This is a genomic window from Microbulbifer regidiadema (SeqCode) (assembly GCF_052466995.1).
On record NZ_CP174297.1, the window covers coordinates 2,623,072 to 2,637,983 of the forward strand.

13 protein-coding genes are annotated in these 14,912 nt (G+C 52.7%); 7 read left to right on the plus strand and 6 right to left on the minus strand.

Translation table 11 applies throughout. The features are described 5' to 3' along the window. Positions 1-195: 195 nt before the first annotated feature. On the plus strand, positions 196-1,248 hold the full coding sequence (locus ACJJIK_RS11425) for a hypothetical protein (protein WP_444942810.1): 1,053 nt from the start codon (positions 196-198) through the stop codon (positions 1,246-1,248). Positions 1,249-1,729: 481 nt separating this feature from the next. Here ACJJIK_RS11425 and ACJJIK_RS11430 read toward each other — a convergent pair whose 3' ends face one another. From ACJJIK_RS11430 to ACJJIK_RS11440, 3 genes are all read right to left on the minus strand, one after another. Further along, positions 1,730-2,833: a phosphoribosylaminoimidazolesuccinocarboxamide synthase gene (locus tag ACJJIK_RS11430; protein ID WP_444942811.1), complete on the minus strand. Its 1,104-nt coding sequence runs from the start codon at positions 2,831-2,833 to the stop codon at positions 1,730-1,732. Between the two features lie 97 nt (positions 2,834-2,930). Further along, complete coding sequence (locus ACJJIK_RS11435) at positions 2,931-4,016, minus strand: AI-2E family transporter (protein WP_444932290.1); 1,086 nt, start codon at positions 4,014-4,016, stop codon at positions 2,931-2,933. Positions 4,017-4,039: 23 nt separating this feature from the next. Next, positions 4,040-4,369, minus strand: coding sequence for a sulfurtransferase TusA family protein (locus ACJJIK_RS11440; RefSeq protein WP_444932291.1), 330 nt, complete (start codon positions 4,367-4,369; stop codon positions 4,040-4,042). A 150-nt stretch (positions 4,370-4,519) separates the two neighbouring features. Here ACJJIK_RS11440 and ACJJIK_RS11445 point away from each other — a divergent pair, with 150 nt between their 5' ends. After that, positions 4,520-6,028 (plus strand): M48 family metalloprotease, encoded by a 1,509-nt coding sequence (locus ACJJIK_RS11445; RefSeq protein ID WP_444942812.1) that lies wholly within the window; start codon positions 4,520-4,522, stop codon positions 6,026-6,028. 72 nt (positions 6,029-6,100) lie between these two features. Here the strand turns inward: ACJJIK_RS11445 and nadA are convergent, their stop codons facing one another. Then, the gene (gene nadA / locus ACJJIK_RS11450) at positions 6,101-7,153 is read right to left on the minus strand and encodes a quinolinate synthase NadA (RefSeq protein WP_444932293.1); all 1,053 of its coding nucleotides are present in this window, start codon (positions 7,151-7,153) and stop codon (positions 6,101-6,103) included. A 120-nt stretch (positions 7,154-7,273) separates the two neighbouring features. On the opposite strand from nadA, the gene ACJJIK_RS11455 reads away from it, so the two are divergent. Continuing rightward, the gene (locus tag ACJJIK_RS11455) at positions 7,274-8,371 is read left to right on the plus strand and encodes an NAD(P)/FAD-dependent oxidoreductase (protein WP_444942813.1); all 1,098 of its coding nucleotides are present in this window, start codon (positions 7,274-7,276) and stop codon (positions 8,369-8,371) included. 178 nt (positions 8,372-8,549) lie between these two features. Here ACJJIK_RS11455 and ACJJIK_RS11460 read toward each other — a convergent pair whose 3' ends face one another. Then, on the minus strand, positions 8,550-10,016 hold the full coding sequence (locus ACJJIK_RS11460; protein WP_444942814.1) for a hypothetical protein: 1,467 nt from the start codon (positions 10,014-10,016) through the stop codon (positions 8,550-8,552). Between the two features lie 307 nt (positions 10,017-10,323). Here ACJJIK_RS11460 and ACJJIK_RS11465 point away from each other — a divergent pair, with 307 nt between their 5' ends. Beyond that, a complete protein-coding gene (locus tag ACJJIK_RS11465) occupies positions 10,324-10,626 on the plus strand; it encodes an amidohydrolase family protein (protein WP_444945061.1) in 303 nt (100 codons plus the stop codon). A gap of 25 nt (positions 10,627-10,651) precedes the next feature. On the opposite strand, the gene ACJJIK_RS11470 is transcribed toward ACJJIK_RS11465, so the two are convergent. Continuing rightward, on the minus strand, positions 10,652-11,629 hold the full coding sequence (locus ACJJIK_RS11470; protein WP_444942815.1) for a winged helix-turn-helix transcriptional regulator: 978 nt from the start codon (positions 11,627-11,629) through the stop codon (positions 10,652-10,654). Positions 11,630-11,824: 195 nt separating this feature from the next. Between ACJJIK_RS11470 and ACJJIK_RS11475 the strand changes: the two genes are divergently transcribed. From ACJJIK_RS11475 to ACJJIK_RS11485, 3 genes are all read left to right on the plus strand, one after another. Then, positions 11,825-12,139 (plus strand): AMP-binding protein, encoded by a 315-nt coding sequence (locus tag ACJJIK_RS11475; protein ID WP_444942816.1) that lies wholly within the window; start codon positions 11,825-11,827, stop codon positions 12,137-12,139. A 234-nt stretch (positions 12,140-12,373) separates the two neighbouring features. After that, entirely contained in the window at positions 12,374-13,321 is a 948-nt protein-coding gene (locus ACJJIK_RS11480; RefSeq protein WP_444942817.1) for an NAD(P)H-dependent flavin oxidoreductase, read from the plus strand. Positions 13,322-13,387: 66 nt separating this feature from the next. Then, positions 13,388-14,905, plus strand: a complete 1,518-nt coding sequence (locus tag ACJJIK_RS11485; RefSeq protein WP_444942818.1) for a carotenoid oxygenase family protein — start codon at positions 13,388-13,390, stop codon at positions 14,903-14,905. The last annotated feature ends 7 nt before the right edge of the window (positions 14,906-14,912 follow it).

A 14,912-nucleotide genomic window follows, 5' to 3' on the forward strand; every position in this document is an offset into this window, starting at 1 on the left:
CCTACCAACCCACCTTAAGGAACCTAAGTAAGTGGCAACCATTACAGCCTTAGAATTTTACACCCATTATTTTGATTGCAAAAGATGTCGTCAATGTCCCAAGTTGTAAGACCCTGTAACACGACAAAACCAATCTTAAGAACTCTTTTTTGATAGAATTAAAATCTAAAGGCAAGAATGAAGCGGAAAACTTAAATGAGATATGTATACCTACACCTCAATGAAAACTACCTTGATGGGATCAAGAAAATAAGGAACGCAATAAAACAAGTCAGAGAAACCGCCACAAACCCTGAGAACAATAAGAACGCCAAAATCTTAACAAATTACATTACCGTTAGAACCACAGCAAAAGTTTTCAATGACAAGACAAAGGAATACGCATCCTCAAGATATATTGATTTTTATATTGATGCCATTAGAATTTGGCTGATAGGTTTTGACCCAAACCCAAATAACGCAAAGGGAAGAAGATTTTTCTTGAATAATTTTTTAAAGGGTATACCTCAAGGAAAAAGCACATCCTCCATGGAATTTAATAGTGCTTTTTTAACAAGCCCCACAAACTCAAATAATGGTCTAAGAAAGCTTGAAAACGACAAAGACCATGCCAGCCAATCATGGGCCTTTTTCCAAAAAGGCCAAGAAGTAAAAGGGAAAAAACAATCTTCGACGACCCCGTCGCTGATTAAAAAAATTTCACCCCTGAAAATTTCTGGAAGCTATGACTCCTGCAACATTACAAACAACTTAAAAATAGACAAGATTGGAATGTATGAAATTTTACCGACATTTGAGCACCTTTCCTTAATTGATGAACCCGGAAAATTCAACAACCCCTCCGGAGGAAACGATGCATTTTATACCGCATTTGGCGTTATGATACTACTAATTAGCGAGGCAGTTAGATTCCACAGTGTTGCCGACTTATTTTCACAACTCGTTATAGCGGAAGATACAGCTAACTGCATGGTTGATCTGAACCGCATATTTAAAAATAAAGATTTAAACAAGAAAAAAAATCAGGAGAGCCACCCCTGGACAGCTTATAACAATGTCACCAAAGGGAACTTTAACGATAATGAATTTGAGATCGCTATGGAATACGAAAACAGCATGAACCTAAATACTTTTAAAAAAATATTGGATAGAGTTCATTCCTGGGAGAACGGGAGCAAAATTGAAGATCCTGACATTGCCATAGAAAATGACCCAGTGCTTGCCAGAAAACTGGGGGCCGATTATTAAGCGCCATAGTCTGACACTGAAAGCATGGCCATCTTACAAACTCACAAAACTCACTCTTGACTCACGAATCAACCAGCCCAATAAAAACTAAAGATGCCCCCTCTCACATGGAACACTTTGGAAAGCCCTATCGAACGAGGCAATTAGTATTTTTTGAGTCAAAAAATTAAGGCATCCATTTTTAGTTACGCAAAGCTTGACACAAGATAAAGGTTGTTTTTTCGGAGCACACTTAGCCCTCCAGGCTCACTTAAGGGCCTTCATGAACATAGAGCAATCTAGATAATGACCTGGAACCTGCAACTTCGAGGAGTAATGTAGGGCAATATTTTAAGGTCCCAAATTAGTTGATGTGAAAAATCCTCAGAAACAAAATCACGCATAACACAACAACCTCATCTACATATAGAATTTTAACCAAACAATTTTCAGACACAAAAAAACCGGCACAAGCGCCGGTTTTTTATCAACCAAACTGAAATCAATCGACCAAGCCATAATCCTTACGCAACACGTCAAGCAATTCCGCTTTGGGATTATCAGATATCTCAAGTTTCGTACCAACAATCTTCTCAGCAATACCAATATAAGTATTAGACAGATCCATCAGCATAGATTCCGGCAGCTCATTGTCGCGAGCCAAAGCCGAGCGCTCATCCATGCGGTCTTTGTTCAGCAGAATATCTGCATCGGGGAAATAGCTGAGTAGCGCTTGGCGGAAACCCTCTTTGGATTTTTCCACAATCTTGCCCGCGCGGTACTGCTCACCGTCCCAAATGCGGGAGGAGTCTGGCGTGCCCACCTCATCCATATAAATCAGCTTTTCCTCACCATTGGCATCGGTGACATAGCCGAATTCAAACTTGGTATCGACAAAGACCTGATCGAGCTTTTCCAGCTCTGCGGAAATCAAATCGAAACCCTCTTTCAGCAACTTCTCATACAGGTCGATATCGCCTGCATTGCGGAAGCCGAAGGCTTCGAAATTGTCTTCGATATTCTTGCGGGTAACATTGACATCGTCCGCTTCCGGTACGCCGGGGATGCCCTTGAGAATACCTTTACTGGAGGGGGTAATCAGCAGCTCTGCCAGCTTCTGGTCTCTGTGCAAACCATCGGCAATTTCAATGCCACAGAACTCCCGCTCACCCTTGTCATAGGCGCGCCACATGGAGCCGGTGATGTACTGACGGGCGATCGCTTCGATCATCACTGGACGCGCCTTCTGTACAATCCACACCAGCGGATGCGGAATATCCAGGATATGACTGTCCGCCAGACCCCGCTCTTTAAACAGCTTGAACCAGTGGTTGGAAATGGCGTTCAGCGCCGCGCCCTTGCCGGGTACACCGCGCATACCGCCTTCACCGCTCCAGATGCAATCAAATGCGGAAATGCGATCGGAAATCACCATCACGGCAAGGGGGGTGTCCGGGGCTACCGGGTAGCCTTTCTCCTCAATCAGGCGGCGGCTGTCGGCCTCGGTCAGCCAGTAAACGGAGCGGACTTTGCCGCTGTGGATAGGTTTGTCGGTGCGGATCGGCAGGTCATTATTGACCGCTAGAACTTTGTCAGCCAGGCTCATGGGCTCTCACCTATTTGAAGGGACCAAATAAAAGAAAGCGCGGCATTCTAGCAAATGCCGCAACCCGCAGACAGAAAAAGATAGCAGAGTAGCCCTCCTACTCCGCTATTCGCCTGGCCTCCCACTCGGCCTGGTGTTCGTGGGTGGGCCAGGCCGTCATAATGGCCTTGAGCAACGTCGCCAGCGGGATGGCAAAGAAGACCCCCCAAAAGCCCCAGATACCACCAAAGAACAGCACTGCGAGAATAATGGCAACCGGGTGTAAATTGACCGCCTCAGAAAACAGTAGCGGCACCAGTACATTGCCATCGAGCAGCTGGATAATGCCGTAAGTCACCATCAGATAGAAAAATTCATTGCTCCAGCCCCACTGAAACAGCCCAATAGCCGCAACAGGAATAGTGACAACAGCGGCGCCGATATAGGGAATCAAAACACTAAAACCCACAGCAACGGCGAGCAGTAGCGCGTAGTTCACCCCCAACAGTAAAAAGGCGACGTAACTGACTGCGGCAACAATACCGATTTCAATCACCTTACCGCGCACATAATTAGCCACCTGATCGTTCATCTCGTGCCAAATCTGATGCAGCATGGGGCGCTCGGTGGGCAGCAGAGAGGTACACCAGCGAATCAGCTGATCGGAATCCTTGAGGAAGAAAAATACCAGGATCGGCACCACCACCACATAGATCAACAGCCCGGCAAAAATGGGCAGATTGGTCAGGGAGAAGGCCAGCAGCGTCTGCCCCAGTCCACCCAGCTCGCTGCCGAGCGTATTGAAAATTTCATCGATCTGGCCGGCGGAAATCAGGCGCGGGTAGCGCTCCGGCAGCAGCAACAGCAGCTCCTGGCCACGCTGTACCATATTCGGCAACTCCGTCCCCAGACGCACCAATTGGCGCCAGATAATCGGCAGCACCACCAGCAGCAGCGCTACAATAGTGCCCACCAACACCAGGCAGGACAGGCTGACGGCCAGCCAGTGGGGCACACGCCAGGACTTCAGCTTTTGCACCATCCCCTGCATCAAAAAGGCGATCACCAGCGCGGTCAGTACCGGGGCCAGCACAGCTCCCAGCGTCGCCAGAACCACCAGCGCCAGGGCCAGTATCAAGACCAGAAGTACCACCTCTTCCTGACCGAAGTAGCGATTCACCCAGCCTTTTACAATCGATAACATAGACTCTCGGGATTTATCTTTATTCATTTGCCAGCGTACAGCCAATATTGAAAGTTATTATTACATCGCTCGGCGCGCAGCAGGGTTCGACCACTTAAGGAGGCAAAGCTGTGGAAATCCCGCCAGGACCCTTCATCGGTGGCGAGGATGCAAAGCAGTGTTCCCTCCGGGTACTCCCGCAGCGCCCGGCGCATGGCCAGCAACGGTTGTGGGCAGGGCAGATCTCTCGCATCCACAATGGTGGCCGCGTCCCAATCCGGGGCATTGGGCTGATTGCTGGAGGAGATTACTGACATTGCCTTTTTAGTCACAGACCGGTATTGCTGCGGATTATAGCGCGAACCTGGCGCCATAACCCGCACCTGCTTTACGCTTTTTAACGATCCACCAGGCGCAGGCGTGAACCTTTTAGGGGCCACTGAGTCGAAGCCTCGACAGTCCAACGGGGTAGCGTATAGAGTTGGACTATAGATCCTTCATGGACAGACTGAGCAGTAATCAAGATGACTGATTCCAAAAACAATCTGCTTCACCGGACACACCCAGCCGCTATCCGCCATCGAATTCTCACGGGAGTGCGCGCACTGGCTATGGGGGCCTTACTCGGCACCCTACCCATTGCCGCCACAGCGGATAGCGGTGAGATCCGCCTTCCTGAGCTCGGTGACAGCACCAGCGGGATCGTCTCCCACACCCAGGAGAAAGAACTGGGGCAGATGATACTGCGCATGTTCCGCAGCCAGGTTCGCACCTCCAACGACGCTCTGATCCAACAGTATATCGAGGGGGTGATCAGTGAACTGGCAGAGTACAGCCCCCTGGAAGATAAAGAGATTCACCTTGTCGTAGTCAACAATAAGACTATGAATGCCTTTGCTGCGCCCGGCGGAGTTATGGGGGTTCACACCGGGCTGTTTCTGTTCGCCAAGAGCGAGGACCAGTTTGCCTCGGTTATCGCGCACGAACTGGCTCACCTCAGCCAGCGGCACTATGCCCGCTCCAAGGAAGAGCAGCGCAACAGCAGAATCCCCACTATCGCCGGTATGTTAGGCGCCCTGGTCCTGGCCGCCACGGCTGGCGGGGAAGCGGGGATAGCGGCCATGAGCGCCACCCAAGCGGCAGCCCTGGATAACCAGCTGCGCTTCAGCCGTAAAAACGAGCAGGAGGCAGACAGGGTCGGCATTGAAACTCTGGCCAAATCCGGGCGCGACCCCAAAGCCGCCGGTGAGATGTTCGAGCAAATGCTCAAGGCCACTCGCTACTACCAGCGCCCACCAGAGTTCCTCCTCACTCACCCCGTTACCGAAAGTCGAATTGCCGATGCCAAATTGAGGGCGCAGCGTATGGAGGCCGCCCCTCCCAGCAACAGCCTCGACTATCACCTAATGCGCGCGCGGGTGCGCCTCGCCACAGAGTCAACGCCTCAGCAGGCGGTAAAGCGCTTTAGCGCAGAGCTGAATGGGGTCAATGACAACGAGGATGCCGCCCGCTACGGCCTGGCCCTGGCACAGGTTGCCGCCGGCAAACCGGACTCAGCGCTGGATACCTTGCAGCCACTGCTGGATAAAAATCCATCCAAGCCCACCTATATACTGGCGAGGGCAGATATTGATCTGGCCAGAGAAGATTACAAAAGCGCCACCCAGCGCCTCCAGCAAGCCCTCAACCACAACCCCGGCGATCACGCCTTAATTATGGGGCTCGCCAATGCCCACTTCAAAGCCGGCAATTACCTGGCTACCGAGCGCCTTCTATCTAAGTACAGCCGCACGCGTAAAGATGACTCACAAGTTTGGTATCTGCTTGCGGAAACCCACGGCCTGGCCGGGGATATCGTCGGCGTGCACGAGGCCCGCGCCGAGTACTACATCCTCAATGGTGTATTCGACAAGGCCCTACAGCACCTGCGCCACGGCATCCGCATGTCCAAGGATAACTATCAGATTCACGCCATCCTGCAACAGCGCCTCAAAGACGTGCTGAAAATGCAGGAAAAGCTCGAAGAGCTATAGCACCTACCCCAAAGCAAAAAGAGCGGCCAATGGCCGCTCTTTTTGCTTAACTCTGCGCTGTTTTCGCAGCTACTAGCTCTTGCGAAAATCCAGCATGCGCTGTAACGGGATCATCGCCTTTCTGCCCAGCTCCGGGTCGACAAAGATCTCATTATCGCCACGCTCCAGTACACCGCAGAGGTTCTCCAGAGAGTTCATCGCCATCCAGGGGCAGTTTGCACAGCTGCGGCAAGTCGCGCCCGCACCGGCAGTGGGCGCCACCATCAGCTCCTTATCCGGGCACTCTTGCTGCATCTTGTAGAAGATACCCTGGTCTGTAGCCACAATAAAACGCTTCTCCGGGCGGGTCTTGGCAGCATTGATTATCTGGGAGGTAGACCCCACCACATCCGCCAACGCCACCACAGAGGCGGGGGATTCCGGGTGTACCAAAACCACCGCGTCCGGATAGAGGGCCTTTAAGTCCTCAACACCCTTCGCCTTAAACTCCTCATGAACGATACAGGAGCCGTCCCAAAGCAAGACATCGGCGCCCGTTTCGCGCTCGACATAGCCACCCAGGTGCTTGTCCGGTGCCCAGAGAATCTTTTCGCCATTGGCATCCAGGTGATCCACCACATCCAGGGCAATACTGGAGGTTACCACCCAGTCAGCACGAGCCTTTACCGCCGCCGAGGTATTCGCGTATACCACCACTGTGCGGTCCGGATGCTGATCACAGAAATCGGAAAACTCCTCAGGGGGACAACCGAGGTCTAGGGAGCAGGTGGCCTCCAGAGTCGGCATCAATACCCGCTTATTGGGAGTGAGAATCTTGGCGGTCTCGCCCATAAACTTGACGCCGGCAACCACCAAGGTGTCGGCGGAGTGCTTGGCACCAAAACGGGCCATTTCCAATGAGTCAGAAACACAACCCCCGGTTTCCTCCGCCAGGGCCTGGATCAAGGGGTCGGTATAGTAGTGTGCGACCAGTACTGCATTCTGTTCTTTCAACAAGCGCTTAATACGCTCGCGCCATACTTGCAGCTCTTCTTCGCTATATTGTGACATTACCGGCTCCGCCAGGTGCGCCTGCACCAAAGAGCGAGAATCTACAGTGTCTGCGGCAATGGACTTCTGAGTCATGACTAACTTCCAGTCGCGGAAAAGCGCGCATTATAGCGCAATGCAACAACACCACCACTTACCCCTTGGACAGTAATTTCAATCTGGCGTTACAGGCAAAATATACGGCAGGGGCTCGATATGGACACCGTGGATAGCGTCGTAGTTGGAGCCGGTATTTTGGGGTTGGCCTGCGCCTATCAATTGAGTCGCAGCGGCCGCGAGGTGATGGTATTGGAACAGCACAATGCCATCGGCACCGAAACCAGCGCCCGCAACAGTGAGGTCATTCACGCGGGGCTCTACTACCCAACGGGGAGCTTAAAGGCCCGCGCCTGTGTTGCCGGCAAATCCCTGCTGTATCAATTTTGCCGGCAATACAGTGTGCCCCACAGGCGGATCGGCAAACTGGTTGTCGCCACCGATAAAGCGCAGCTAATACGGTTGCGCAGCCTAAAAGCCCAGGGAGATGCCAATGGTGCGGGAGGACTGCGCTTACTGAGCGCCACTGAGGCCCGATGTTTGGAGCCTGCATTGCAGTGTGTCGGCGCCCTCTACTCAGCCACAAGCGGCATTGTCGACAGCCACAGCCTGATGCTCGCCCTTGAGGTCGCCCTGGAGAGAAAGGGGGCAGAGGTGGTGCTCGCGAATAAAGTTGTCCGGATTGAAATCTCCACCGGCACCTGCCAGCTGATAATGGCGGACGGCTACCGGCTGAAAACCCGCAACCTGATTTTAGCCACAGGACTTCACACCAGTGCACTACTAAAAACTATTGATAGCGACACAGTGCGACAGGCAATTCCCAATACTTATTTCGTAAAAGGCAGCTACTTTATTTTTTTTGGCAAAGTGCCCTTTTCACACTTGATCTACCCGCTACCCGAAGTTGCGGGGCTGGGGATTCACCTCACCCTCGATATACACGGCGGCGCGCGCTTTGGCCCGGATACGGAGTGGGTCGATAGCATCGACTACCGGGTAGACCCGGACAAGCGAGAAAAATTTTATCGCTGTATTCGCCGCTACTGGCCCGGGGTCACGGAAAATACACTGCGGCCCGGCTATGCCGGTATTCGCCCACAAATTGTGCCAAAGGGAGTGCCCGCTGGGGATTTTCAGATTTATCGCCAGACGCTAAACAATGAAGCCCAGTTACTGGCATTTCTGGGGATCGAATCTCCCGGCCTCACCTCAGCCCTATATCTGGGCAAACTCGTCACGCAGATGATTCACTAATCAGTTGCCGGGGGGGGGAGGCCAATGCATTCACTAGACGTCCTCCCCTTATTCATATTGCGCAGCCAGCGCAAGCTTAAAGTGATGAGCCCCTGAATAGTGACTTAGGCAGGGAAAAGACAGAGGCTCCACATTTTGGCCAATAAACACCCGAGCAAAATGCGGAGCCCGGCAAAACCTACTGGTAAACCAACCCTATATTTGAGATACCAATTTGTGTTGCAACCGCCGTCTGAGCGTCCAGCATTTGCTCAGCGGTAAATTCATTCATATCTCCCAGCTGGGTGACGGTTGTCGAACTCAGCGCATTCCCGTCCTGCAACACCCCTACGCTATTACTGATACCATCCTGCACTATAGAGGTTGTAACCGATACCGCTAAAGACTGCTCAATAACCGCCTCATTGGAAGCCCCCAATTGAGAGAGTGTCACAGTGCTGAGGAGATTTTCTTCCTGTAGTACTTCCGCGCTATTACTGTCACCGTCCTGCTCCACTGAAGCTGCATCTGATACCGACAACAGCTGCCCAATCGTCGCCTCATTTGCAGTTCCCCCCTGAGTCAGTGTCGCAGTAACAAGCTCAGTTTCCTCTTGCCCTATTCCCCCGAGATTCCCGCTACCATCCTGATCTATAGTAGCCTGATCCGATAATGACAAATATTGCTCAATAAATGCTTCATTTGCAGACCCCACCTGGGTCAGTGTCGCCGATGCAGAAGAGACCTCCGACTGATAGGTTATCCCCATATTTCCTACGCCCGCCTGAGTGACAGTCGCAGTACTGGCACTGACGAGATCCCCCTGAATCCCCCCAGCAAAGTTGCCATCCCCCACCTGGAGCACAAACACAGAACTGCCGGCAACACCAAATTTCTGTAGAGCTCCGCCAAGGTTGCCATCCCCCAACTGGAAAATAGTGGCAGAACTTGCGCTAACATCATTGCTCTGAAGAATTTCAATCTCGTTCCCATCACCGGTTTGACTGGCGACAACTGAAGCGCTTTCCACCACGTTCGACTGCTCGCCCCAAAAGACATTCTGATCCCCGTCTTGCTGTACAAATATCGAAGCCAATTCCACATCGCTCTGCTGGGAAATCTCGGCTATATTGTCATCGCCAATTTGGAACAGATAGAGGGTACTCGTCAAAACCCCCAGGGTCTGCCCGGTTATGGTCGCACTATTAGAGTCACCCTCTTGCCCAACCCCAATCGTCGAGCCATAAGTCCCGTCCTGGGTTACCTGCAGAAAGTTCATATTTCCTTCCTGGATCACTGCCAGGACCCCACCAAACGAGTCGAGCTGCTGTGCAACGGCTTCGTTGTTATCTCCGACCTGCTCGATCTCCAGCCCACTGGACTCCGCCGACGTCTCCTGGGAAGACTCTGCGCTATTACCGTCCCCCTCCTGAATGTGGATCATAAGATTACCGACCGCATCAGAGGCCTGAGTCGTTAGCGATAAATTGTCATTTCCAATTTGGGTGACATCGATCCAGTTGCCCACAGCTGTAGGGTCAACCTGATTGACGTTAGCAGTATTGCTACCTCCCTCCTGACTGACAGTCGTCTCATTATCAGAAGCCACAACAGCACCGCTCATCGCAGTTAATATGGCTATAACAACAGGCTTTAACTTCCTCATAACTCAATCCTTAACCTAATATCCATACTTTTGCCGGGACTTAGCAAAATGCGCCTCAGGTGACGTCAATACGAGCCGAGCGGAATGCAAATCGACAAGCCACCAAATAAGCCTTATCGATAAGCGGCAATACAGCTATAAGAAGGAAGTGGGGAAAAGCTAGGAACAAAGTTTGGGATTAAATTTCTGTATTACCAAGATAACAACTTAGGTGCACAGAAATCAAAGAGCCGACTGTTGCTGTGCCTGCTGTTGCAATGCAAAACTGGGCCCGACCGCAGTATCCAGGCCTTAGGCGGAGTGATTACTGCGGGCAGCGACGCACCGGTGGACAGCCGCCGACCCCCAACCGTTTCAAAATATGGAAATGGCCATGACACGGGACGGCAGCGACTATGGCAATCCCTATATCCTTAACATCGATGAGCGGTTGTATATCCACTCGATCATCGCGGCCTATACCATTAACAGTGCACGGGCGATGAGCCTGGCAGCCGAGCTGGGAACCCTGGAAGCGGGCAAAAAAGCGGATTTTATAGTGATCGACCAGAACCTGGTTGAACTGGCGGATAAAGGGAGGCTGAGAAAATCAGTGACACCCGGGTATTAATGACCTGGTTTGATGGCAAGCTGGTTTACCTTCGTGAACCCGTCGCTCCCCTGGCATCGGAGTAAATCAATTTGGCAAAACGCACCTCATTTGCCAACACGGGTTCATCACACGCTTCGCAAATAACCTCAGTGGCCAATTCGACGCCACAAGTGCGATGCACCAGCTTGAAGGGGTGCGAGACCTTCGGCAACCATTCCAGTACCCACTGGCGCAGGGCCATGGTCTGGGGGTAGAGCGACTTGCCTTTTTCCGTCAATTGATATTCGAAACGGGGAGGATTGCTTTGGTATTCATGCCGGCTGAAGACCTCCATCTCCACCAGTAACTTAAGTCGATCAGCCAGTATATTGGTCGCCACCCCCAATTGCTGGCGAAAATCATCATAGCGGCGCAAACCTATAAAGGCCGCAGCCAAAAGTAACAGGGTCCAGCGATCACCGATAATATCGATGATATGCGCCAGAGGCTGATCGCCGCTGGACCCGACCCGGATACGCCGCTGATTGCCAAACGCTTTTAAATCTTTCGCCGAGGCCGGTTCCGCGTTCTCGTTAACCACCCGCTCCACATCATCGAGATGCAAAGGCTCCCGACAGTGCCTGCACACGCTTATCGGTTTTAACAGGTGACCCGAGGCTGTCGCATGATAAAGCTGCGACGGCACGCCCGCTTCTTTTGCATCCCCCCCCCATTGATGCTCCCATTGCCATATAAGCAGCGCCCAAGGGTAAAGCCCAAGCCCCTTGTCGGTGAGCCGATACTCAAATCTCAGTGGTGCGGTCTGATATGGATTTTTATAGAGGATTCCAAGGAACACCAGGGATTCCAAACGTTTGGACAAGGTTCCGCGAGAAGCGCCGGTATGGGTGCGAAATGCTTCAAAGCGGTGCTGACCCAGGAAGGCCTCGCGCAATATCAAAATAGTCCAGCGATCGCCAAGGATATTCAGTCCCCGGGCAACAGGGTTTGACAGAATTTGATTGGTAACTTGCATAGACATATTTTAGGGGAAAGCCCCGGCCGAATAAACGGCAGCCCTGTATCAACTCTTGATACAGGGCAATCATACTGATAATTTCATAGGGCAAGTTACTTTTACTGGAAGACTTATGTTTTTTTTGTAAAAGATAAAATGTGGAAAATTCTATGGACGCCTGGTTCGACAAACAGCGCTCAACCCTGAACAAGGCACTGGATGCCGGCGCCCAGCAGGTACGCAGAGGACGACAGCGAGCGTATCAGCTATCGAGAACTGGTGCGCCGCAGCGAAGCACTTGCCGCAGGCTTGCGCCAACAGTTACCAATCGGCGGTCGCGTGGCCCTTTGTGCCCAGAACCACATTGGCCTCCCAAGTGCCTTTCTCGCTATTCTCGTGGACCACTCAATTACTCCCACCTACAAGCGAATGCTGTTTCTGAACGGCAATAATCGTCCCACCGCCGCTGAGTTGATCGCGGCTCACCACGACGCCCCTGTTGCCGCCCGCCCTGGCACCCCTCCCCTTGAATGATTCCCTGTAGCGCCTCGCTCTATATTCACCTGAAGCATCCGGCCCACTCTCATGCTCAAACCACCAGAATTCCGGGCGCTGCTCGCCCCGATCCATGCCTCCTCCAATATCTCATCTCTCTCAACCACTTAATTTCATTTTTTACTTGCATTGTTAGACCGACAGGGTAAGCTCGAGAGGCTTGCAATATAGAACTCACAGCTATCAGCACCCGCGAAGCCAGGAGTTACCCGTATGACACAGGCCGCCGACTTCTTCAGCCAGCTGCGCATCCCCGCCATGCAGGCCCCCATGTTTTTGATTTCCGGACCGGAGATGGTGATCAATGCCTGCCGGGCCGGCATTATCGGCTGCTTCCCCACACCCAACGCCCGCACTCTTGAGATCCTCGACGAGTGGATGACGCAAATCAACGCGGTGGTAAGCACCGATGACGGGGCGACCCCTGCTGTGCCCTGGGCCGTCAATATCATCGTGCACCCCTCCTATCCGCGCCGCGATGCCGATCTGGACCTAATCCTCAAGCACAAGCCGCCCATCGTCGTTACCGCGCTGGGTAACCCGCAGTATGTAGTGGATCAAATCCACAGCTATGGCGGTATTGTATTGGCCGATGTGATCAGCCCTCGCTTTGCCAAAAAAGCCGCAGCCGCAGGCGTGGATGGCCTGGTACTGGTCAGTGCCGGTGCCGGCGGTCACACCGGCCACCTATCGCCGTTTGTCTTTGTCAATGAAATCCGCCAATGGTGGGATGGCTTACTGGTGCTCGGCGGAGGTATCAGCACCGGCCGTGCCATTCATGCCGCACAGACCATGGGGGCAGATATCGCCTATCTCGGCACTCGCTTTATTCCCACCGCTGAGAGCATGTGCCAACAGGCTTACAAGGAGATGGTGGTCGACTCCAATGCCGACGACATCGTCACCTCCGACGCCATTACCGGCGTCAAAGCCAATTGGATGCGGCAGTCGCTGATCAACGGCGGCTACGATCCCGCTAATATGCCCGCACAGGGAAGTATCGACTTTGCCAGCAACGGCGCCGACAACAAGCGCTGGAGGGATATCTGGACCGCCGGCCAGGGGGTGGGCGCTTCCACCGGCGTAGCTCGGATCGCCGCTATCGTGGAAGAACTGGATAACGAATACCGAACCTCCAAAGCCCGTATGGCCTGCCTCTGAACGGCCTCACCACGGCAATGTAAAACCGCTACAGCCAATACAGATTAGGATTGAGGAGCCGCGTAGATGACAAGCCTGGAAGTGACCGAAAAAAATACTATAACCCGCGCCCGGGACGGCTCCCTGCCTCCCGATGCGCCGGGCTGGACGGCAGAGATAGACAATCCCTATTTACACGGTGTCTACGCCCCTACCACGGTGGAAACCGAAAGTGCCGAGCTTGAGATTGTCAGCGGCGAGATTCCCGCAGACCTCTACGGCGCCTATCTTCGCAACGGCCCCAATCCAGTGTTCAAGCCCAAGCATAATTATCATCCATTCGATGGCGACGGCATGCTGTACGGCATCTTTTTTAAAGACGGCGAAGCCAGCTATCGCAATCGATGGATTCAGACCGAATCACTCATACTGGAATTAGAGGAAAGTAAAAGTATCTGGCCGGGCGTGATGGGGCCTTTCGATTTCACACTGCCGGGTTTTCCCATCAAAGACACCTCCAACACCGATGTGATGTACTTTAACGATCACATTATATCGCTGTGGTACAACGCCGGTATTCCCTACAGGCTCGATCCCACCACCCTCGAAACCAGAGGGCGGGAGACGCTCAACGGTCAGCTCAAGCGCGCCCTGTCTGCCCATTCAAAGCTGGACTGGGAAAAGGAGGAATTAATTTTCTTTGATTACTTCGATGACTTTCCGCACATGAGCTACGGCATTGCCGACAGAAAGGGCAATATCATCCACCAGGAAAATATCGAATTGCCGGGGCCGCGGCTGCCACACGATATCGGAGTCACCCCCAATTTTGTCATCCTCCATGACTGCCCCTTTTTCCACGATGTAGGGCTTCTGAAACAAAACCGCAAGCGCGTTGTGGCGTTTCATCGCGATATTCCCACTCGCTTTGGTGTGCAACCTCGCTACGGCAAAGGCAGCGAAGTCAAATGGTTCGAATGCGAACCCTGCTACATCCTGCATGTGGTCAATTGCTGGGAGGAAGGCGACTGGGTGGTGCAGGTGGGTTGTCGATCCACCAATCCCATGCCCAAGGCCGACCCTGGCGACGGTGACCTGTCCCATATGCTGGCCTACATGCGCCTGGAAGCCAACATGTATGTGTGGAAGTTCAATATGAAAACTGGGGAAGTGATCGAAGGCGATATCGATACTACTAATTCCGAATTTTGTCGCGCCAACCCACTCTACATGGGTTATAAAAGCCGCTTCAGTTTTAACCAGTACATTATGACCAGAAAGAACGACGCTGTCGGCACCCTGGCCTTCGGCGCGCTGCTGAAATACGACCTCGAAAGCGGTCATATCCAGCGTTACGATTACGGTCGAGGGGTGTTCGGCAGTGAAACACCTTACTGCCCCAAACGCGGTGCCACCCGCAACGATCCGGAAGACGACGGCTACCTCACGACCTTTGTAACCGACACCAATGATTGGTCGTCCTATTGTTTGATTTTCGATGCCCGCGACATTACCCCCGGGCCTGTTTGCAAAATCAAGATGCCCCACCGCATGCCCTATGGTTTTCACGCCAACTGGGTTCGCGGAGAAGATATCTACAAGTAGGCGGGGG